Origin of the sequence: endosymbiont of Pachyrhynchus infernalis (assembly GCF_004296515.1) — a bacterium.
Taxonomy (GTDB): Bacteria; Pseudomonadota; Gammaproteobacteria; order Enterobacterales; family Enterobacteriaceae; genus Nardonella.
The window spans coordinates 196,741-219,439 of the sequence record NZ_AP018160.1 but is presented as its reverse complement, the minus strand read 5'-3'; the positions used below and the strand labels follow the sequence as shown (position 1 = coordinate 219,439).

Annotated in this window: 28 protein-coding genes and 2 tRNA genes; 10 read left to right on the top strand and 20 right to left on the bottom strand. The window is 15.9% G+C overall.

What is annotated here, in order from left to right:
- Positions 1-123 precede the first annotated feature (123 nt).
- Positions 124-1,803 (top strand): proline--tRNA ligase, encoded by a 1,680-nt coding sequence (proS, locus tag NARPIN1_RS01220; RefSeq protein WP_130579420.1) that lies wholly within the window; start codon positions 124-126, stop codon positions 1,801-1,803.
- A gap of 1 nt (position 1,804) precedes the next feature.
- Here the strand turns inward: proS and NARPIN1_RS01215 are convergent, their stop codons facing one another.
- The 17 genes from NARPIN1_RS01215 to rpmE all read right to left on the bottom strand — a co-directional run bounded on the left by NARPIN1_RS01215 (position 1,805) and on the right by rpmE (position 14,966).
- A complete protein-coding gene (locus tag NARPIN1_RS01215) occupies positions 1,805-3,376 on the bottom strand; it encodes a DEAD/DEAH box helicase (RefSeq protein WP_130579418.1) in 1,572 nt (523 codons plus the stop codon).
- A gap of 10 nt (positions 3,377-3,386) precedes the next feature.
- Positions 3,387-5,459: a polyribonucleotide nucleotidyltransferase gene (gene pnp, locus NARPIN1_RS01210; RefSeq protein WP_130579416.1), complete on the bottom strand. Its 2,073-nt coding sequence runs from the start codon at positions 5,457-5,459 to the stop codon at positions 3,387-3,389.
- A gap of 42 nt (positions 5,460-5,501) precedes the next feature.
- On the bottom strand, positions 5,502-5,738 hold the full coding sequence (gene rpsO / locus NARPIN1_RS01205; RefSeq protein ID WP_130579414.1) for a 30S ribosomal protein S15: 237 nt from the start codon (positions 5,736-5,738) through the stop codon (positions 5,502-5,504).
- A 24-nt stretch (positions 5,739-5,762) separates the two neighbouring features.
- On the bottom strand, positions 5,763-6,473 hold the full coding sequence (gene truB, locus NARPIN1_RS01200; RefSeq protein WP_130579412.1) for a tRNA pseudouridine(55) synthase TruB: 711 nt from the start codon (positions 6,471-6,473) through the stop codon (positions 5,763-5,765).
- 3 nt (positions 6,474-6,476) lie between these two features.
- Positions 6,477-6,806: a 30S ribosome-binding factor RbfA gene (gene rbfA, locus NARPIN1_RS01195; protein WP_130579410.1), complete on the bottom strand. Its 330-nt coding sequence runs from the start codon at positions 6,804-6,806 to the stop codon at positions 6,477-6,479.
- The gene (locus tag NARPIN1_RS01190) at positions 6,806-8,551 is read right to left on the bottom strand and encodes a GTP-binding protein (RefSeq protein WP_130579408.1); all 1,746 of its coding nucleotides are present in this window, start codon (positions 8,549-8,551) and stop codon (positions 6,806-6,808) included. The genes rbfA and NARPIN1_RS01190 overlap by 1 nt, the downstream gene beginning before the upstream one ends.
- A 16-nt stretch (positions 8,552-8,567) precedes the next feature.
- Positions 8,568-9,569 (bottom strand): NusA N-terminal domain-containing protein, encoded by a 1,002-nt coding sequence (locus NARPIN1_RS01185; protein ID WP_130579406.1) that lies wholly within the window; start codon positions 9,567-9,569, stop codon positions 8,568-8,570.
- Positions 9,570-9,674: 105 nt separating this feature from the next.
- Positions 9,675-9,748: transfer RNA gene (locus tag NARPIN1_RS01180), tRNA-Met, on the bottom strand.
- Positions 9,749-9,792: 44 nt separating this feature from the next.
- A tRNA-Leu gene (locus tag NARPIN1_RS01175) sits at positions 9,793-9,872 on the bottom strand.
- An 8-nt stretch (positions 9,873-9,880) separates the two neighbouring features.
- Positions 9,881-10,096, bottom strand: coding sequence for a hypothetical protein (locus tag NARPIN1_RS01170; protein ID WP_130579404.1), 216 nt, complete (start codon positions 10,094-10,096; stop codon positions 9,881-9,883).
- A 5-nt stretch (positions 10,097-10,101) separates the two neighbouring features.
- Positions 10,102-11,892 (bottom strand): ATP-dependent zinc metalloprotease FtsH, encoded by a 1,791-nt coding sequence (gene ftsH / locus NARPIN1_RS01165; protein ID WP_232021810.1) that lies wholly within the window; start codon positions 11,890-11,892, stop codon positions 10,102-10,104.
- 41 nt (positions 11,893-11,933) lie between these two features.
- Positions 11,934-12,539 (bottom strand): SAM-dependent methyltransferase, encoded by a 606-nt coding sequence (locus tag NARPIN1_RS01160; protein ID WP_172597012.1) that lies wholly within the window; start codon positions 12,537-12,539, stop codon positions 11,934-11,936.
- A gap of 23 nt (positions 12,540-12,562) precedes the next feature.
- Positions 12,563-13,024 carry a transcription elongation factor GreA gene (greA, locus tag NARPIN1_RS01155; protein ID WP_130579400.1) on the bottom strand — a complete coding sequence of 154 codons (462 nt, stop codon included), beginning with the start codon at positions 13,022-13,024 and terminating at the stop codon, positions 12,563-12,565.
- A 48-nt stretch (positions 13,025-13,072) separates the two neighbouring features.
- A complete protein-coding gene (locus NARPIN1_RS01150; protein ID WP_130579398.1) occupies positions 13,073-14,122 on the bottom strand; it encodes a GTPase in 1,050 nt (349 codons plus the stop codon).
- Positions 14,119-14,382, bottom strand: coding sequence for a 50S ribosomal protein L27 (gene rpmA / locus NARPIN1_RS01145; RefSeq protein WP_130579396.1), 264 nt, complete (start codon positions 14,380-14,382; stop codon positions 14,119-14,121). Before rpmA ends, NARPIN1_RS01150 begins: the two co-directional genes overlap by 4 nt.
- 5 nt (positions 14,383-14,387) lie before the next feature.
- Positions 14,388-14,702 (bottom strand): 50S ribosomal protein L21, encoded by a 315-nt coding sequence (gene rplU / locus NARPIN1_RS01140; RefSeq protein ID WP_130579394.1) that lies wholly within the window; start codon positions 14,700-14,702, stop codon positions 14,388-14,390.
- 54 nt (positions 14,703-14,756) lie between these two features.
- Complete coding sequence (gene rpmE, locus NARPIN1_RS01135) at positions 14,757-14,966, bottom strand: 50S ribosomal protein L31 (RefSeq protein WP_130579392.1); 210 nt, start codon at positions 14,964-14,966, stop codon at positions 14,757-14,759.
- Positions 14,967-15,120: 154 nt separating this feature from the next.
- Between rpmE and hslV the strand changes: the two genes are divergently transcribed.
- From hslV to tpiA, 3 genes are read left to right on the top strand one after another with little or no spacing between them, the layout of a single operon-like run.
- The gene (gene hslV, locus NARPIN1_RS01130) at positions 15,121-15,645 is read left to right on the top strand and encodes an ATP-dependent protease subunit HslV (protein WP_130579390.1); all 525 of its coding nucleotides are present in this window, start codon (positions 15,121-15,123) and stop codon (positions 15,643-15,645) included.
- Between the two features lie 8 nt (positions 15,646-15,653).
- Entirely contained in the window at positions 15,654-16,976 is a 1,323-nt protein-coding gene (hslU, locus tag NARPIN1_RS01125) for an ATP-dependent protease ATPase subunit HslU (protein WP_130579388.1), read from the top strand.
- 38 nt (positions 16,977-17,014) lie between these two features.
- Positions 17,015-17,773, top strand: a complete 759-nt coding sequence (gene tpiA / locus NARPIN1_RS01120) for a triose-phosphate isomerase (protein ID WP_130579386.1) — start codon at positions 17,015-17,017, stop codon at positions 17,771-17,773.
- A gap of 2 nt (positions 17,774-17,775) precedes the next feature.
- Here the strand turns inward: tpiA and rpmG are convergent, their stop codons facing one another.
- The 3 genes from rpmG to trpS are packed head-to-tail and all read right to left on the bottom strand — an operon-like array spanning position 17,776 to position 19,182.
- Complete coding sequence (rpmG, locus tag NARPIN1_RS01115) at positions 17,776-17,952, bottom strand: 50S ribosomal protein L33 (RefSeq protein ID WP_130579384.1); 177 nt, start codon at positions 17,950-17,952, stop codon at positions 17,776-17,778.
- Between the two features lie 5 nt (positions 17,953-17,957).
- Entirely contained in the window at positions 17,958-18,182 is a 225-nt protein-coding gene (rpmB, locus tag NARPIN1_RS01110) for a 50S ribosomal protein L28 (RefSeq protein WP_130579382.1), read from the bottom strand.
- Between the two features lie 4 nt (positions 18,183-18,186).
- Complete coding sequence (gene trpS, locus NARPIN1_RS01105) at positions 18,187-19,182, bottom strand: tryptophan--tRNA ligase (RefSeq protein ID WP_130579379.1); 996 nt, start codon at positions 19,180-19,182, stop codon at positions 18,187-18,189.
- A gap of 97 nt (positions 19,183-19,279) precedes the next feature.
- On the opposite strand from trpS, the gene ppa reads away from it, so the two are divergent.
- From ppa to rpsR, 6 genes are read left to right on the top strand one after another with little or no spacing between them, the layout of a single operon-like run.
- Positions 19,280-19,822 (top strand): inorganic diphosphatase, encoded by a 543-nt coding sequence (gene ppa, locus NARPIN1_RS01100; RefSeq protein WP_130579377.1) that lies wholly within the window; start codon positions 19,280-19,282, stop codon positions 19,820-19,822.
- A gap of 8 nt (positions 19,823-19,830) precedes the next feature.
- Entirely contained in the window at positions 19,831-20,376 is a 546-nt protein-coding gene (gene orn, locus NARPIN1_RS01095) for an oligoribonuclease (protein WP_130579375.1), read from the top strand.
- Between the two features lie 4 nt (positions 20,377-20,380).
- On the top strand, positions 20,381-21,340 hold the full coding sequence (gene miaA, locus NARPIN1_RS01090; RefSeq protein WP_130579373.1) for a tRNA (adenosine(37)-N6)-dimethylallyltransferase MiaA: 960 nt from the start codon (positions 20,381-20,383) through the stop codon (positions 21,338-21,340).
- A gap of 1 nt (position 21,341) precedes the next feature.
- Complete coding sequence (gene rlmB, locus NARPIN1_RS01085) at positions 21,342-22,079, top strand: 23S rRNA (guanosine(2251)-2'-O)-methyltransferase RlmB (protein WP_130579371.1); 738 nt, start codon at positions 21,342-21,344, stop codon at positions 22,077-22,079.
- A 28-nt stretch (positions 22,080-22,107) separates the two neighbouring features.
- The gene (gene rpsF / locus NARPIN1_RS01080) at positions 22,108-22,446 is read left to right on the top strand and encodes a 30S ribosomal protein S6 (protein ID WP_130579369.1); all 339 of its coding nucleotides are present in this window, start codon (positions 22,108-22,110) and stop codon (positions 22,444-22,446) included.
- 7 nt (positions 22,447-22,453) lie between these two features.
- The gene (rpsR, locus tag NARPIN1_RS01075) at positions 22,454-22,693 is read left to right on the top strand and encodes a 30S ribosomal protein S18 (protein WP_130579367.1); all 240 of its coding nucleotides are present in this window, start codon (positions 22,454-22,456) and stop codon (positions 22,691-22,693) included.
- The last annotated feature ends 6 nt before the right edge of the window (positions 22,694-22,699 follow it).

The following is a 22,699-nucleotide window of genomic DNA, read 5'->3' as shown; positions in this document are numbered from 1 at the left end:
ATAATATTTATTCTTTATATTAAATTAATTAAATTAAATATAAAATACATAGAAATTAGTATATACTATTTAATTAAAAAAATGAATTAATTATATTAAATTAAATAATATATTAATAATTTTATGCGTACAAGTAAATATTTTTTATATACATTAAAAGATAAAAAATTAAACACATTTTCATTTGTTAATGATTTTATGATTAAATCTGGATTAATAAGAAAATTATCATCAGGTATATATTCATATATGCCAATTGGGTTAAAAATAATAAACAAAATTAGTAAATTAATAAGAGAGGAAATGAAAAAAATATATGCAACAGAAATTCTTATGCCTATATTACAACCAATAAATATATGTAATATTAGTAACAAATTTAATACTTATAAATCAGAACTGTTATATTGTAATACAATAAAAAATAATAATTGTTATATACTAAGTCCAACTAATGAAGAAATAATAACTAATATACTAAAAAAAGAAATAAAATCCGAAAAATTATTACCTATTATACTTTTTCAAATACAAAGTAAATTTAGAAATGAATTAAGACCTAAAAATGGATTGCTTAGAACTAAAGAATTTATAATGAAAGATGCTTATTCATTTCATAATTCTAAAAAATCTCTTAATGAAACTTATGAAAAAATACTAATATCATATAAAAAAATTTTTAAAAAATTAAATTTAAATTTTTTTATAAATAAAGCAAATTCTGGAATTATAGGTGATAATTTATCACATGAATTTCATATATTATCTAAATATGGAGAAAATAAAATTGGATTATGTGAAAAATCAAATATATCAGGTAATATAGATATTATTAAAAATTATATAAAAAAAAAAAATAATTATTTTATTAATATAAAAAACAAAATTAAATTAATAAATGAGAACAAAGTAAATAAAAATAATTTAATTAAAGTTTTTATATTATATTCTAATAAAAATTATATATCATCTAAATTTATAGCTGTAGTTATAAAATATAATCATAAATTAAGTTTATTTAAAATAAATAAATTAAAATATATACAAAAACCAATAAAATTTGCAAATAAAGATGAGATTTATTCAATAACAAAAACATCAATTGATTATGTAGGAATATTAAATATTAAAATTCCAATAATAATAGATTACGATGTATCTATTATGAATAATTTTATTACTGGAGCAAATATAGATAATAAATTTTTTTATGGAGTTAATTGGTATAGAGATATAAAATTACCTATAATAGAAGATATAAGAGAAATAACTTATAATGATAAAAGTTTATTTAAAATAAATAGTAAAATTATAATAAAGAAAAGTATAGAAATAGCACATATATTTAAATTATATGATAAATATTCAAGTTTATATAATTTTTTTATAAATAATAAAAATATATTAATGGGTTGTTATGGAATAGGAATATCTAGAATATTTTTTTCATTAGTAGAACAAAATTATCATAATAATAAAATATTATGGCCATCTAATATAGAACCATTTGAAATTTCAATAATATCTATAAATTTAAATAATATAAAAATAAAAAAAATATCAGAAAAAATATATAATTTTCTATTAAAAAACAATATAGATGTATTATTTAATGATAAAAATGAATATTTAGGTGATATATTATATAATATGGATATTATAGGAATATCTAAATTAATTATAATTAGTGAAAAAAATATAGATAAAAATATTATTGAATATATTGATAAAAAAAAAAAAAATAGAATATTAATTAATGAAAATGATTTTTATAATAAAATTTTATTTATTTTAAAAAATTAATTTATTTAATCAATTCTAATTTAATATTTTTTTTAAGAAAATTATTATAACTAATAATATTATTTATAAAATTAAATAATTGTATCTTTGAAAAATAATTATAAATAACTATATATCCTATATTATTATAAGTTATAGAAAAGTTTTTTAATAAAATATTTATAATAAATTTTTTATCTATTTTATTATTTTTACCAATATTTATTTTAAATATATAATATTTTTTATTTTTTATAGAATTATTTTTAAAATCTTTAATTTTTTCATTTAAAATTATAGGTTTTTCTTTATTTAAAATATTTAAAATAACATTAATTAAATTTATATAATCATTATTAAATAAATCTAATAATTTAGTTATTATTTTATTAAAATCTATTAATTTAATATTAATTGAGCTATTTTTTATCTTATCTATAAATTTAGATTCTTTTAATTTATTTAATTCTTCTAAACTTGGTAAAAAATATCTATTTATATTAAATTTATTTTTTATTATTTTTAATATTTTAAAATCATTTTTATTTATAAAAATAAATGATTTACCATCTTTTCCTGCTCTACCAGTTCTTCCTATTCTATGTATATAAGTATCAATATTATTAGGAGAATCATAATTTATAATTAAATCAACTTTATTTATATCAATTCCTCTAGCTACAATATCTGTAGCAACTAATATATTTATTTTTTCTTCTACAAATATTTTTATAGTTTTTTCTCTTATTTTTTGATTAATATCTCCATTTATATAAGAAGAATTATAATCGAATTTTTTTAATAAATCAGATATTTCAATAGTTAAATTTTTTGTATTAACAAAAATAATACATAATTTAAATTTTGATATTTCTATAAAAGTTAATAAAACTAATTTTTTATTTAAATTATAATCTATAATAATATAGTTTTGTTCTATCTTTGAATTACTACAATCACTATCATTTACTACTACTTCAACAAGATTATCTGTAAATTTATAAGCTATATTTTTTATTTCTTTAGATAAAGTAGCAGAAAATAATGCAATTTGATATTTATTATTTATATTAGATAATATATATTTAACATCATTTATAAATCCCATATTTAACATTTCATCAGCTTCATCTATTACTAATCCTTTTATTTTAGATATATTTAATGTACCTTTCTTTATATGATCTATTAATCTTCCGGGAGTTCCAATTATAAAATTAGGATTATCTTTTAATGATTTAAATTGTATATTATAATTTTGACCACCATATAAAGAACTAATGTTTATTTTTTTTATTCCAGAAGAAATATCATATATAACTTTACTAACCTGTATAACTAATTCTCTTGTAGGTTCAATTATTAAAAATTGAGGATATTTTAAATTTATATCTATTTTATTTAAAAAAGGAGTTACAAATGCTATTGTTTTACCACTTCCAGTTCTAGCATTACCTATAATATTTAATCCATTAATTAATTTAGGTATAGATTCTATTTGTATAGGAAAAGGTTTATCAAATCCTAACTCACTTAACTTATTACATATATTTACTTCTAATCCTAAATCTAAAAAAGTTTTATTATATGACATAAATAATTTTTTAATTATTATTTAATAATAATTTCATTTTTCCATTTTTTTCTATATTTAATATTTTAACATAAACTTCTTGACCGATTTTAAAAGAATTAATATTATTTTTAACTAATTTATTAGAAGTTAATTTTATCAATCCTTCTTTTTTTTTATTTTCTAAATATACAAGTATACCAATATTACTTATTATTTTTGTTATTATACCTTTATATATTTTATCATTTTTAATATAAGATGTTATATTAATAATTTTATTTATTGCTTTTTTTCCTAATTCATCACTATTAGAATATATTTTAATAAATCCACAATCATTTATATCTATTAAAGATTTTGTATCATTCATTATAGATTTTATAGTAGATCCACCCTTACCTATAACATCCTTAATTTTACTTTTATCTATATTAATAGTAAATATTTTAGGAGCAAATTTAGATAATTTTTTTCTAGGACATGAAATATAAGAATTCATTATATCAATAATTTTATTTATTGAAATCAAGGCTTTATCTAAAATATTATCTATTATATCAATAGATATTAATCCATTTTTTACATCCATTTGTATAGAGGTTATTTTATTATTTATTCCAGAAACTTTCATATCCATATCTCCAAAATTATCTTCATTTCCAGATATATCAGATAAAATAATGTTATCGTTATTATTCTTTATTAAACCCATAGCTATACCAGCTATATGAGATTTTATAGGTACACCTGAATCCATTAAAGCTAAAGATGCACTACAAACAGATGCCATAGATGAAGATCCATCAGATTCCATTATTTCTGAAACAACCCTTATAGAATAAGGAAAATCTTTAAATTTAGGCATTGTATAAATTAAACTTTTTTTAGCTAATTTACCATGACCTATTTCTCTTCTTTTTGGAAATCCATAATTTCCTATTTCTCCTACACAATATGGAGGAAAATTATAATGAAATAAAAAATTATCAATTATACCATTAGAGTTTTCTATACCATTTTTTTCACTACCTAATGTTATTGAAGCTAAAGATTGTGTATATCCTCTAGTAAATATAGATGATCCATGAACCCTTTTTAAAATTCCAATATTAATACTTATATCTCTTATAGAATCATAATTTCTACCATCTATTCTAACTTTATTGTTTATTATTTTATTTCTAACTACATCCTTTTCTACATTATTAATATTAATTAATATATTATTTTCTTGATTTTTAGATAAAATATTTATTATTTGATCTAAAATATTATTTTTTATTTTAATTATTTCTATTAATCTATCATTTTTATTTTCTATAGAATATGCAATATTAAATTTATCATATGAAATATCGTATATTAAATTATATAATGATATATCATTATTATATTCTATTTCTTTAAGATTATTATTAATATTAATTTTATTTTTTATATCATTTATATTATCTATAATAAAACTATAATTTTTTTTACCTAACTTTATTGCATCTAATATTATTTTTTTTTCTAAAAAATTTGATGATAATTCTATCATTGTAATAGAATCTAAAGTTCCAGAAATTAATAAATCTAATTCACTATTTTTTAAATCATTATTATTTGGATTTAACACTAATTCATTATTTATATATCCTATTTTAGATACACCTATAGGTCCATTAAATGGAATATTTGATATACTTAAAGCAGTAGAAACACCTATTATAGATATAATATCTAAATTAACATCAGGATCTAATGATAAAACAGTTAATGTTATCTGTATTTCATTAAAATAATTTTTACTAAATAATGGTCTTATAGATCTATCTATTAACCTAGACATTATTATTTCATTTTCAGATAATTTAAATTCACGTCTTAAAAAATTTTCTGGAAATTTTCCTGAAGCATAAGCTCTTTCATAATAATTAACAGTTAATGGTAAAATATTTTGATTTAATAAATTTTTATTATTCTCTACTATAGAAATTATTATAGAAGTATCATTTGCACTTATTAACAAAGAAGATGTAGCTTGTCTAGCTATATTTCCAATTTCTATTTTTATAGAATATCCACAATATTTAAATTCTTTTATAAATGAGTAAAACAAAAATATTACCTAAATAGTTAAAAAATAAATTTATTATATAAGTTATTTACGTAAATTTAAATTGCTTATTAAATTTATATATGAATTTGTATTTTTTCTTTTTAAATAACTTAATAATTTTTTTCTTTTAGATATCATTAAAATAAGACCTCTCTTACTATGATTATCTTTTTTATTAATTTTAAAATGTTCTTGTAATTTATTAATTTTATTAGTTAAATTTGTTATTTGAAATTCAATTGATCCACAATAACTATTATATTTTAAACAAATATCCATAATTTGTAATAAATTTATTTATTATTAAATAAAATCTAATTTTTTAGTAAATAAATATCTCATAATTTTATATTTATTAAAATTATAAAAATTAGATATTTTATATATATAATTAAATGATATTATATCAGATTCATTAAAATTATACATTTTTATTCTTCTTAAATAATAAACATATGCCCCACATCCAATATAATTACCTATATCATTTATTAAAGATCTTATATATGTTCCTTTAGAACATAAAATTTTTAATTTTAATAAATTATTTTTTAAATATATAAATTTAATATTATATATATTTACATATCTAGGTATTTTTATTATTTCAATATTATTTAAAGCATATTTATAAGATGGTTTTCCTAAATATTTAACATTAGAATATATAGGAGAGTATTGTTTTATATTCCCACAAAACTTTTTTAAAATAGATAAAATATAATGTTTACTTATATTAATAATAGACAATTTACTTATAATAGTTCCTTCAGAATCATAAGTACTTGTTCTAATTCCAATACAAGCAATAACTTCATAACATTTGTCTGAATTAGATAATTCAATAGAAATTTTTTTATTTTTGCCAAATAATATAGGTAAAATTCCAGTTGCAATTGAATCTAATACTCCATAATAACCTGCATTATTATTTTTTAATAAATTACAAACTGTTTTTAAAGAAAATCTAGAAGTCCATTTATATGGTTTATCTAATAATAAAAGACCATTCATACTTTAATATTTTAAATTATTTATTAAATTAATAATATTAATAGTATTATTTACATATTTATCATAAACAAATAACAATTTAGGAATTTTTTTTATTTTAATATTTTTAAATAATTTTTTTCTAATAAAATTTGAAGAATTATTTAATAATTTAATTATATTACATGAATTATTAATTAAATGTAATATATATATTTTTACAATAGAAAAATCTTTATATAATTTAACATCTAATATAGTTATATTTTTTAATCTATTATCATTTATGAACTTTAATATAATATAATATATTTTATATCTTATATCTTTTTCTAATCTATTTATATAAAACATTATTCATTTATTTCTTTAAAAGAAATAATCTTATCTCCTTCTTTTATTAATATATTATTTTTATTTATTGAAATACCAAATTCTGTATTATTATTTACTTCATTAACACTTTTTTTAAGAATTTTCATAGACAATATATTTCCATCATATAATAAAATATCTTTTCTAAAAATTTTTATATTATTTTTTTTACGAAACACACCATTTTCTAATTTGCATCCTATAATAATAGAATTATTTATATTAAATATTTTAATAACATTAGCATTTCCTTCTATATTACTTTTTTCTTCTAAGCTTAAAATATTTTTAATAGAATATTTAATATAATCTATTAAATCATATATTATAGAATAAGATTTAATTTTAATATTAAAATTATTAATTAATTTGATTAAATTTAAATCAATTTTAACATTAAATAATAATAATTCTGAATTAGAATTTAAAGATAAATATATATCATCTTTTTTTAAAATTCCTGTTTCTATTTTTAATATATTTATATTTATATTATTACAATTATTATTAGATATTTCTTTTATAGAATGTAAAATAGCATCATTAATTCCAATAGAATTTGTTTTTATTATATAATTTAAATTATATTTATTTTTATTTAAAAAATCATTATATTTATTAATATATAAATTATTTTTATTTTTAATGATATTTCTATATGAAATTATATTTTTTATTTTTTTTATATCATTTAATATAATTATTTTTTCACCTATTTTAGATAAGGTAGGCAAACCGAAAATTTTAACAATATTTAAAGGATTTGCACTATTTATTTTATTATTATTATCTATTATTAATTTTAATTTACAAAAAAAATAATCAAATAGTATTAAATCACCAACATTTATTGTACCATCTTTTATTATTATTTTAGCTGTAGGTCCCATATTTTTATCAATATATGATTCAATAACTATACCATATGCAATATTTTCTTTACTAAATTTTAAATCAATATAATTAAATTTTGATTTAATATTGTTAATTAATAAATCAATATTTTTTTTATATTTAGCTGACAAATATAAAATATCATAATTTATATCAATATTTTTAAATATAGAATTATAATTATTTTCAAATTTAAATTTTAAACTATTAAAATCATTTATTTTATCTATTTTATTTATAATAATTATTAATTTAAATGTTAAATTTGTATATAAAATTTCATTTATAAATTTATCTATAATATTATTTTTAAGTATATCATCAACAGATATAACTAAAATTATAATGTCAGAAATTTTAATGCAATTATTTCTAATATTAACAAATGATTCATGACCTGGAGTATCAATAAATATAAAATTTTTATTATCAGAATAATTAACTTTAAAAGATCTTATATATTGAGTTATTCCTCTAACTTCATTATTAATAGAATTATTTAATTCTATACAATCTAATATAGAAGTTTTACCACTATCTACATGTCCTATTAATGTAATTATTGGTGGTCTATAATCAATATTATTATTTTTTTTTAATGTAATATATAATTTATCTATATTATCATTAAATTCTTCTATAATAATATAATTTAATTTATTTAAAATATTTTTTAATAAATCAATATTAATAATTTTAATATTATCTATATTAAATATACTTTTTATATAATTAATATCTTTTTCTTTTAAAGAAAGTTTACTTATTAATTTAGTAAAATTTATTTTTTTATTTATTTCTATTAAATTATTATTTATAATTTTACTCATACAAATTTTATAGTATCTAATTTTTATTATAAGAAATATTTATACTATGATTTACTAAAGAAGATATTAATTTAATATTTATACCATTTTTACCAATTACTTTTAATATATCATTTTTATTTATTAATATATTTATATTATTATTTTTTTTATTAAAATAAATAGATTTTATATTTATAGGATATATAGAATTTTTTATAAATTCTAATAGATTTGAATTCCATAAAATTATATCTATTGATTCTTTATTAAATTCGTTAGATATTAATTTTAATACATATTTTTTATTTATAACAAGAAAATGTATAGGATTTATATTTCTATTATTAGATTTTACTGCTATTTTAGTTTTTATTCCTGGTTCTCTAGATATTGAAACTATTGTAATAGTATTATTATTTAATTCAAAAATTTCATTATTTAATAATTCTCTAATTATTGTAGAACCTATTCTACTTATAAATAATTGTATATTATATTTAGTACTTTTTATAAAGTATAAAATTCCTTTAAATTTATCATTTACCTTAAAATTATCATTATATAATAAATTTTTATTAAATATAATTCCTTCTATATTGTTATCTATAAGTAATAATATCTTATTATTATATATTTTCTTTACAATACATAAAAATACTTTATTCATAGAATTCTTATATTTATTAAAAAGTTCTAATTTTTCTAAATTATTTATTTTTTTAAATATAAAATTTTTAGCATATTGTATTATAGTTCTATTATATTCTATATCTTTTATTTCTTCTAAAAAAAAATCTGTATTTAATTTATTAATATATGTTTTTTTTTCATTTGTAATATTATTATTTTTTATTATTTTAAATATTTTTAATGATCCAATTTTTCTATCAAATATAATTTTAATATTATTAAAATCATCTTTAAATTTTTTTTTTATAGAAAATTTAATAATTGATTCTATTATGTCAAAAATTTTATCTTTTTTAATTAATTTATCATTAGATAAATATTCAACAATATTTAGAATATCTTTCATTACAATTTATTATAATAATTTAATAATATTAATATAAAATATATAAAATTAAAATAATATAAATATAATAATATTATTTTAATTTTATATATATTTAAGTTTAAGTTGCGGAGGTTGGAATCGAACCAACGACCTTCGGGTTATGAGCCCGACGAGCTTCCAAACTGCTCTACTCCGCTTAAATAATATACTATATTTTATGTAAAAAAACAATTTTTTAAATTACCGAGGAAGGGATTTGAACCCATAAGCATAAGCACTATTATCTCATAATAGCGTGTTTACCAATTTCACCACCTCGGTATAATATTTTAATAATAAAATTTTAATATTAAACTAAATATAAAAAATAATAATGAAAAAAAAGATATAATATTATTTAAATAATCAAAAGATTTTCTATTAACCATATTTAAATCATCTAAATAATTAAATTCTAATCTTTCATTATTTATATTAAAATAGGTTATAAAAAAAATTAAAAATATAGATGTTATTACAAATAATAAAGTAAATATTATACGCATATTATTTATAATTTTTTATTTATTATTTTATTTATTTGAATAGAGTCTAATGTTTCATATTCTATTAAAGCATCTTTCATATTATGTAGAATATTTATATTATTTATTAATATATTTTTTGCTTTATTATAATTAATTTTTATTAAATTTAATATTTCTTCATCTATTATTTTATGTGTATATTCAGATATATTTTTATTATTATTAAATAATTTTTTATTAGACAAATCTATATTATCATAATATAATGGACCTAATTTATAAGAATATCCCCATTTCATTATCATATTTCTAGCAATTATTGTTGCTTTTTTTATATCATCTTTAGAACCAGTAGAAACAAAATTTTTGCCATATATTATTTCTTCAGCTATTCTACCTCCATATAATATTGATATTTGATTTTCTAATTTAATTTTATTAAAATTTAATAAATTTTCTTCTTGTAAAAAACAAGTTGCTCCTAATGATTTACTTCTAGGTATTATTGTTACTTTATGTAATAAATCATTATTTGATATTAATTTACCAACTATTGTATGTCCAGATTCATGATATGCAGTTAATTCTTTTTGGTCATTTGTTATAACCATTGAACTTTTTTCTAAACCTAATAATATTTTATCTATTGATTTTTCAAAATCATCCATAGATACATGATTTTTATTATTTTTTATAGCAAGTATTACAGATTCATTAACTAAATTAAACAGATCCGCTCCAGAAAATCCAGAAGTATATTTAGAAATTAATGATAAATTAATATTTAAATCCATAAATATTTTTTTCGTATGTATTCTTAATATTTCTTCTCTACCTTTTATATCTGGAAGATCTATTAAAATTTGTCTGTCAAATCTACCTGATCTTAATAAAGCTGGATCTAATATATCTAACCTATTTGTAGCAGCTATTACTACTATATTATCTTTTGTATTAAATCCATCCATTTCTACAAGTATTTGATTTAAAGTTTGTTCTCTTTCATCATTTCCACTTCCTAATCCAAATCCTCTTTGTCTTCCAACTGCATCTATTTCATCTATAAATATTATACAAGGACTATTTTTTTTTGCTTCATAAAACATATTTCTAACTCTTGAAGCTCCTACTCCAACAAACATTTCAACAAAATCAGAACCGGAAATATTAAAAAAAGGAACATTTGATTCTCCAGCTAATGCTTTTGCTAATAAAGTTTTTCCTGTTCCTGGAAGTCCTACCATCAATATACCTTTAGGAATTCTACAACCAATATTTTTAAATTTTTCTGGGTTTTTTAAAAAAAATATTATATCGCTTATCTCATTTTTAACTTCATCACATCCAGCAACATCAGAAAAATTAATATCAACTTTATTAAATATTATTTTTGCTCTATTTTTACTAAAATTTATAGCATTCTTATTGTTTAATTGAATTTGTTTAATAAAAAATATCCAAATAATTATTAATATTAATATAGGAGACCATGATATAAATATAGAAGTTAATAAATTATTTTTTTCTATAGGTTCTCCAATTATTTTTATATTTTTTTTTAATAAATTTTTTAATAGTTCAGAATCATAAAAAGGAATATATGTAATATAATTATTATTATTTTTTTTTGTAACTAAAATTTCTCTACCATTTATATATACTTCTTTTATTCTATTATTATTTAAGTCATATATAAATCTAGAATATTCTATCTTATCTTTACTATAATTATTATTAAAGTTTATATTTTGTAATATAAAAATTAATACTATTGATACAAATAACCAAATAAAAAAATTTTTTAGTATGTCCATAAATACCTTTATACTAAATTTATAATTAGATAATTAAATATTTATATTAAATTATTAGCAATAATATAAAATTCACTAGAATTTTTACTAGAAGAAAAAGGTTTAAAAATATTAACATTTTTAAAAATTAATTTAATTTTTTTTAAAAAAATATTAATATCATTTCCATAAAATAATTTTAATATAAAATATCCATTAGATTTAACTAAATTTAAATATATTTTTAAAGATAAATTAGCTAAAGTAATAATTTTAGGTAAATCTATACAAGAAAATCCACTTATATTTGGAGAAACATCTGACATTACAACTTTAATATCATAACCATTTATTTCTTTTATAAATTTATTTAAAAAATTATTATCTAATATATCTCCTTTATAAAATAAAACATTATTAATATTTTTCATAGGTAAAATATCACATGAAAATATTTTACCAGTATTATTTATAATTTCACTAGCATATTCTGACCATCCACCTGGTGAAGATCCTATATCTACAATATTAATATTTTTTTTAAAAATATTAAATTTATTATTTATTTCCTGTATTTTAAATCTAGATCTAGATCTATAATTATTAATTATAGATTTTTTTACATAAAAATCATTTAATCTATTTTTTATCCAATATTTATTTTTCAAATTATAGTAAATAAATTTATATATTAGATATATTTTATATTAACTATTTTATATTTTAAAACACCCATAGGAACTTGTATATAAACAATATCTCCTATTTTTTTACCTATTAATCCTTTAGCAATAGGTGAATATATAGATATCCTATTATTTTTTATATCAAATTCTTCTTCACCTACTATACAATATTCTTCTTTATTATTAGAATTTAAATTTTCTAATTCTACTGTTGATCCAAATATAATTAAATTATTATTTTTTATATTTTTTATATCTATTATTTTTGAATTTAATAATTTAATTTCTATATTTTTTATTCTATTTTCACATAATTTTTGTTGTTCTTTAGCTGCATGATATTCATAATTTTCTTTTAAATCACCATGTTTTCTAGCTTCAATAATACTTTGAATTATTTTAGGTCTACTTATTTTTTTCAAAAAATTTAATTCTTTTCTTAATTTATTTGCACCATTTAAAGTCATAGGAACATTTTAGTCATTAAAATACCTTTTAATATAATTTTAAAATTTTTAATTCCAATTAATATTTAAATCTTTATTTTCATATTTATGAATATTTAAATACATATTTTTGTCAATAAAATTATTTATATCTAATAGTAGGTTATTTATATTAAATTTGTTTAAACATGAAATTATATAATATTTATATTTATTATTAAAATTAAATTTAATAATTTTATTAAAATTAAATATATTATTTACTAAATCTAATTTATTAAATACAATCCATATATTTTTACATATTAATTTATCGTTTATAATATAATTAATAATATTTATATTATCATAAATAAATTTTTGATTTATTATTGAAGAATCTATTATATATAGTATTAAATTACACTTTTCAAAATATTTAAATATATTTAAATTTAAATATTTATTTTTATAAATATTATTAAATATTGCTGGTGTATCTAATATAGATATTTTTTTATAATTTTCACTAAATAAAGTTCCTAATATAGGATATTTAGTAGTAAATGGATAATTATCTATTTTAGAATTTGAGTTAGATATTAAATTTATTAAAGAAGATTTACCTGAATTAACCATTCCTAATATACAAACATTTGGTCTTAAATTAAATATTAATTTTAATTTTCTTATTTCTCCTTTTTTTCCATTTGTAAAGTTTTTAGGAGATCTATTAATAGAAGATTTAAAAATAAAATTACCTAATCCTTTATTTCCACCTTTTGCAACTAATATAATTTTATTATCTATATCTAAATTATCTATTAATTCAGATGTATCTAAATTATATATTTTAGTATTAATTGGTACATTTATTATTAAATTTTTACCATTTCTTCCATTACATTTATTATTCAAACCATTTCTTCCATTTTCGGCTTTAAATATTTTTTTATTATTTATTTTTAATAAATTATTTATACTTTTATTAGAAAATATAAATATATTACCTCCATTACCACCATTTCCTCCATCAGGTTTTCCACTGAATAATTTTTTAGAAGATTTACTAAAACTACAATTTCCATTTCCACCATTACCAGCATATACTGTTATAATAGTTTCATAAAAATTTTTCATATATTATTTTTAATAACATTAACAAATATTTTATTAATATTATTCTTTTTAATAAATTTAACCTTTCCTTTTATTAAAGAATATATAGTATAATCTCTACCACATTTTACATTACAACCTGGTCTAATTTTCATTCCTCTTTGTCTTAATATTATATATCCAGGTAGTACATTTTCTCCATCATAACATTTTATTCCTAATCTTTTACCTATAGAATCTCTACCATTTTTAGTAGATCCAGCCGCTTTCTTATGAGCCATAAATATTATAAGATAATGTTACAAATTTTTATTTTAGTAATTAATTTACGATGATTATATCTTTTTAAATAATTTTTTCTTCTTTTAAATTTTACTATTCCTATTTTTTTTCCTTTTATATGTTTTAAAACTAAAGCTATTATTTTAATTTTAGATAAATACTCTTTATCTATTATTATATCATTATCCTTATAAACTAAAATAATATTATTAAATTCTATATAATCATTTTCATTATTATTTAATTTATCTATAAATAATATACTATTATTTTCAGCAATATATTGTTTTCCTTTATTACAAAAAACTACATACATCATAATATACCAATTTAAATTAATGTATAAACAATAAAATATTAAGTTATAATAATATTACTCAAAAAAATCTTTAAACTTATTATTAAATTTCCCTATTTTACCTATATTATATATAATACGATTTTTATTAGTATAAAAAGGATGACATAAATTACAAGTATCTATATTAATATTACTATTAGAAGTTGATTTAATTTTTATTATATTGTTACAAGAACATATAACATCTATATTAAATATATTAGGATGAATATTTTTTTTCATATATAATTATAATAAATAAATTTTATTTTATATATTAATATAAATTTATTAATATGTAAAATATGATTTTATTATTTTTATTAAAATTATTTTATTTATAAATTATATATAATATAATTATATTATTTACTATATAAATTTTAATATAAATATTATGACAACTATTTTAAGTGTTAGAAAAAAAAACAATGTTGTAATAGGTGGTGATGGACAAGCCACATTTGGTGATTATATAATAAAACCAAATGTTAAAAAAGTACGTAAAATTTATAATAATAGTATTATAGTAGGATTTTCTGGTAGTACATCAGATTCTATTACTTTATTAGAATTATTTGAACAAAAACTGAATGAAAATAATGGAAATTTACTTAAGTCTTCTGTTGATTTATCAAAAAATTGGAGAAATGATAAATTTTTAAAAACATTAGAAACCTTACTAGTTGTAGTAGATATAGATAAATCATTTTTAATAAGTGGTAATGGAGATGTTATGCAATTAAATAATGATTTAATTGCTATTGGATCAGGTGGAATGTATGCAAAATCTGCAGCATGTGCATTATTAGAAAATACTGAATTATCTGCTAAAGATATAGTTAATAAATCATTATGTATAGCAAGTGATATATGTATATATACAAATAAGAATTTTATAATAGAAGAATTAAAATATTAACAAATAAAATGTATAAAACTGTTACTCCAAAAGATATAGTAAATTATTTAGATAAATATATTATAGGACAAGATAAAGCTAAAAAAACAATAGCAATAGCTTTAAGAAATAGATATAGAAGAATGAATATAAATAAATCATTAAGAAATGATATAGCTCCTAAGAATATATTAATGATAGGACCTACAGGAGTAGGTAAAACAGAAATATCTAGAAGATTATTAAAATTACTAAATTTTCCTTTTATAAAAGTTGAAGCAACAAAATTTACTGAAGTTGGATATATAGGTAAAGAAGTTGATTCAATAATAAAAGATTTATTAGAAAATACTATAAAAAATTTAAAATTTAAACATATAAAAAAAAATAAAATAAAAATTAAAAAAATAGTTGAAGATAAAATATTAAAAATATTAATTAATAATAAAAATAGCATAAATAATGATATTGAAGATATTGAAATTAATAATTTAAAAAATAAATTATCAAATAAAGAATTAGAAGATATAGAAATAGAAATAAATTTATTATCTTCATCTGTAGGAGTAGAAGTTATATCTACCGAAGTAGATGATATAAATAATCAAATTCAATCAATATTAAAAAATATATCTAAAAATAAAGATAAAATATTTAAAGTAAAAGTAAAAGAAGCAAGAAAAATACTAATGGAAGAAGAATTTAATAAAAATTTAAATTTAGATAATATAAAAAAGGAATCTATAAATTTAATTGAACAAAATGGTATAGTATTTATAGATGAAATAGATAAAATTTGTAGAAAAAAAAATGATATATATAATGGTATAGATGTATCTAGAGAAGGAGTTCAAAGAGATCTTCTTTCATTAATAGATGGATGTACAATAAATACAAAACATGGAATAATAAAAACTGATAATATATTATTTATTGCATCAGGATCATTTTATAATGTAGATGTATCAGATTTATTACCAGAATTACAAGGTAGATTACCCATAAAAGTAAAATTAGATAGTTTATCTTTATTAGATTTTGAAAAAATATTAACAAAAACAAAAAATTCCATAATAAATCAATATAAATTACTTATAAAAACAGAAAAAATTGACATTAATTTTACTGATTGTTCTATAAAAAAAATTGCAGAATTTTCTTATAAAATGAATGAATTACATGATAATTTAGGTGCTAGAAGATTATATAGTATATTAGAAGAATTACTTGAAGATATATTATTTAATGCACCAAATATATCAAATAAAAAAATAATTATTGATGAAAATTATGTAAATCTTAAATTAAGTAAAAATTTTAATAATATAGATTTATATAAATATATAATATAAAATTATAAATAATAAAACTTAAATTAATTAAATTAAATATGTTATTAGTAGCAAATTGGAAGTTAAATGGAAATAAATTATTATTAAATAATTTTATAAATAAGTTATATGAAAATAAAAAAATTATTAATAATAAAATTATATTAGCACCTCCTATTATATATTTAGATTATCTTAATAATATTTTACTAAAAAAATATAATATTAATAATGTTTATTCATCTTCTCAAAATGTTGATTTAAATTTTGAAGGACCATATACAGGAGAAATATCTATATATATGTTAAAAGAAATAGGAGTTTCATATGTAATATTAGGTCATTCAGAAAGAAGAATAATACATAAAGAATCAAATAAAAATATAATAAAAAAATTTATATTAGTTAAATCTAATAATTTAATTCCTATATTATGTATAGGAGAAAATAATAATGATTATATAAATAAAAAATCATTATTAAAATGTATTAATCAAATAAAAGAATTTATAAAATATGGTGGTATAAAAATATTTTATAATTCTATAATAGCATATGAACCTATTTGGTCAATAGGAACTAATGTAAATGCTAGTATAGATCATATAGAATATATAATATGTTCTATTCTAAAATATTTAAATAAAATAGATAAAAATATATCTAATAATATAAAATTTTTATATGGAGGGTCAGTATCAATTGATAATATAGATATATTTTTGAATAAATATTTTATAAATGGTTTATTAATTGGTAAATCATCACTAGATATAAATAATTTTTTATATATGATTAATAAAATAAATAAAATATAATTTTATTTATTTTTATTTATTTTATATTCATTATAAATTACATGTTTTTTTATTATTGGATCAAACTTTTTAATTTTTATTTTTTTTAATTTTATTTTTTTACTTTTAGTAGTAGTATAAAAATGTTTTGTTTCTGAAGATATTAATTTTATAATTTCTGTTAATTTTTTTTTACTCATATAAATTAATATTTAATTTTAAATTTTTTTAATAAATTTTCTATTCCAAATTTATCTATTAATCTTATACCTTTTGTAGATATTTTTAATTTTATATATTTATTTTTACTAGGTATCCAAAATTTTTTCATATGTATATTAGGAAAAAATTTTCTTCTAGTTGCATTCATAGCATTAGATCTATTATTACCAAATAAAACTTTTTTATTAGTTATAATACATTTTAACATAATTTTAATTTAATTTATTTAAACCTATTAATTTTTTAATATCAAATAACGTATTCTTAGCTATTTTTTTAGCTTTATTAAAACCATTTTCTATAATTTTATTTAATAAATATTCGTTAGATCTAATATATATATATTTATCTTTTATTTTTTTTAATTCATTAACTATTTCATCAGAAAGTTTATTTTTTAAATCATTATAAGATTTATTTTTAAAATAAATTAATAAATCATTTATAGAAACATTACTTATAGAAGACAAAATATTTAATAAATTATATACACCAGGTTGATTTATTTTATTATAATTAATACTATTGTTTGAATCAGTAACAGCTTTTTTTATTTTTTTTCTTATAGTATATTCATCGTCTAATATTTTTATTGAATTATTATCATTATTATCTGATTTAGACATTTTTTTATTAGGATTAGATAATGACATTATATAATGATTTTCATTTATGATAATATTTGGAATTTTAAAATAATAACCATAAAAACTATTAAATCTTTTTGCTATTAAATTCATTATTTCTATATGTTGTTTTTGATCTTTTCCTACTATAATATTATCTATTCTGTATAATAAAATATCAGATGCCATTAGAATTGGATAATTCAATAAATTTAAATTTATTGAATTATTTAATATATTGATTTTTTCTTTAAATTGATTTAATCTTTTTAATTCATTAAATCTTATAAAATTAGATAATATCCAATATAATTGAGTATTTTCTAATATATCAGATTGTAAAAATATTATATTATTTTTATATTCTATTCCAGATGATATTAATATAGATATTAAATCTAATATATTTTTTCTTACAGATATAGGATTAATATATTTATTCATAATATGTAAATCAGCTATACATAACATACATATATTATCATATTGAATTTTATTAATTTGTTTTAAAATAGATATATAATTACCTATAGTTAAATTACCTGATGGTTGTATACCACTAAATATTTTTATTTTATTCATTAAATATTATTATATTATATTAATTTTTTAATAAAATTATAATATATTATTTATAAAAATTAAACTATTATATTAAAAACTTAAAGGAAATAACAATATGAATATTAATAATATAAAACCTGGTAATAATATACCAGATGATATAAACGTAATAATAGAAATTCCTAATAAATTAAACATAAAATATGAAATAGATTCATATGGAAATATATTAATAGACAGATTTATAAATAAAATGTCATATCCATGTAATTATGGATTTATTAATAAAACATTATCAAATGATAATGATAATTTAGATGTTGTAATTCCAATAAATTTATCATTACAAATTGGATCAATAATAAATTGTAGACCAATAGGTATTTTAAATATGTGTGACGAAAGTGGAGAAGATAATAAAATAATTGCTGTTCCAAATTTTAATATATCAAATGAATTTGATAATATTAAAGATATATATGATATTTCTGAAACTATTTTACATAATATAAGATACTTCTTTGAAAATTATAAAAATAATTATAAAAATAAATGGTCAAAAGTAAAAGATTTTAAAGATAAAAAATATGCAAAAGAAGAAATAATAAACTCAATAAATAAATTTATAAAAAAAAATAATATAAAAAATATATTTTAAATTAAATAATGTTAAAAAATGATAAAAATCTAATATGGATAGATTTAGAAATGACAGGATTAGATCCAATTAAATGTCATATAATAGAAATAGCTACATTAATAACAGATTCTGAATTAAACATATTAGCAAAAGGTCCAGAATTTATTATATATCAATCTGATAAAAATTTATCAAATATGGATAAATGGAATATAAATACTCATACAAATAATGGATTAATATATAAAATTAAAAATAGTAAAATAAATGAAAATGAAGCTGAAAATATTACATTAGATTTTTTAAATAATTGGGTAAATTATAAAAAATCTCCTATGTGTGGAAATAATGTTAGTCAAGATAGAAGATTTTTAGTAAAATATATGCCTAAATTAGAAAATTATTTTAATTATAAACATTTAGATGTAAATTCAATAAAAGAATTAGTAAAAAGATGGAAACCTGAAATATTATGTAATTTTAAAAAAAGAAATATTCATAGAGCTTTTTCTGATATATATGAATCTGTAGAAGAATTAATTTTTTATAGAAAAAATTTTATTTATTCTTAATAAAATGAATAAATTTATTATTAATAAAAAATTTAATAAAATACCTATATTATTTATTATAGGTCATACAGCATCTGGTAAGACAAAATTATCATTTAAATTAAGTAATTTATTTCCTATAAAATTAATAAATTCTGATTCAACTTTAATATTTAGAGATATGAATATAGGAACATCAAAACCTAACAAAGAAGAATTAATAAAATATCCATATAAAATAATTGATATAAGAGATCCTATACAAAAATATTCTGTATTAGATTTTTGTAGAGATTCTATAACTTCTATATATGAAATATTATTATGTAATAAAATTCCAACATTTGTTGGTGGAAGTATGTTTTATATAAAAACATTATTAAATGGTATAAATTTATACTCTAATTTATTTATAAATTTTAATATAAAAAAAAGTATAAATGATATCAATATATACAAAATTAAAAATTTATATTTTAAATTAAATAAAAATAATTTAAATATTAATAATAATAAAATAATATATAAATATATAGAAAATTATTTTTTAATAAAAAATAATAGTAAATTTATAGGATTAAATAATATTTCAAATAAATTATTTGATATTTATCAAATTATAATAATTAATGAAGACAAAACTAATATAAATAAAAAAATAAAATTTAGATTTTATAAAATGATTGATGATGGATTTGAAAATGAAGTACTTAATTTATTTAATAGAGGTGATTTGGATTATAACAAACAATCAATAAAATCAATAGGATATAAACAAATGTGGGATTATTTTTCTAATAAAATTAGTTATAAAGATATGATAAATAATTCTATTAAATCAACAATAAATTTATATAAAAAACAAATTAATTGGATAAATAATTGGAAATTTAAATTTAAAAAATTTAATACAGATAATAATTCTATAAATAAATTAATACATCATATTAAAAATATAATTAAAAATTATAATTATAATATTTAAAATGTCAGAAATAGTTTATGGATTAAATACTATTAGATCTATATTAGATAATAATCCTAAAATAATAAAAGAATCTTATATAATATTAAATTTAAAACTAAATATAAGAATTATAGAAATAATAAGATTATTAAAAAAAAATAAAATTAATATAAATTATATAAATAAAAATAATATTAATAAATTTACAAATATAAAAGAAATAAAAAATATTTTTATTATCATTTACAATAATAAAAATATTATTAAAAAAATAGTAAAAATGGAAGACTTATTAAATAAAAATATAATTTTAATATTAGAAAATATACAAGATCCTAGAAATTTAGGATCCTGTTTAAGATCTGCTGATGTTGCAAACATAGATTGTGTTATAATAACTAAATATAAATCTTCACCTATAACAGAAGTTGTAAGGAAAGTTGCTAGTGGTGCTGTTGATAACTTAAATATATTTATAGTTAAAAATATTATAAATATATTAATTTTTTTAAAAAAAAATAATATTAATATATTAGGTACTTCTGATAAATCTAATAAAATAATATTTAATTATAAATTTGAATTACCTATAGCAATAATATTTGGATCAGAATGTAAAGGAATAAGAAATATAACTAGTAGATATTGTAATGATATAATTAAAATACCTATTTTAGGTAAAACTAATTCATTAAATGTTTCTGTTTCTGTTGGAATTTTTTTATTTGAAATAATTAGACAAAATTATTTTAAATAAATTTATTTAATTAAAATAAAGGTAAAAAATGAAAAACTATGAAATAGTTTTATTATTAAATACTACAAGTGAAGTTCAATATAAAAAGATAATTGAAAAATATTTATTGATAATAAAAAATCATGGAGGAATAATACATAGATTAGAAAATTGGGGAAGAAGAGAATTAGCATATTCAATAAAAAAAATAAATAAAGCATATTATTCTTTAATTAATATAGAATGTAAAATAGATTTAATAAATGAATTAAAAAATAATTTTAAATTAAATTCTTATATTATAAGAAATATAATATTAAATATAAAAAAAGCAATTAAAGAACCCTCAATAATAATGAATAATAAACAAAACATAAATAAAGTTTAATAAAATTATGTTTAATATAAATAAAAAAAAAAAATTTTGTAAGTTCACAATAAACAAAATAAGTTATATAGATTATAAAGATATAGATATGTTAAAAAAATATATAACTGAAAGTGGTAAAATAATACCAAGTAAAATAACTGGTACAAAACTTAAATTTCAGAGAAAATTATCTTCTGCAATAAAAATAGCTAGATATTTATCATTAATATTTTATACAGATAGACAATTTAAAAATAAAATTTAAAAATAT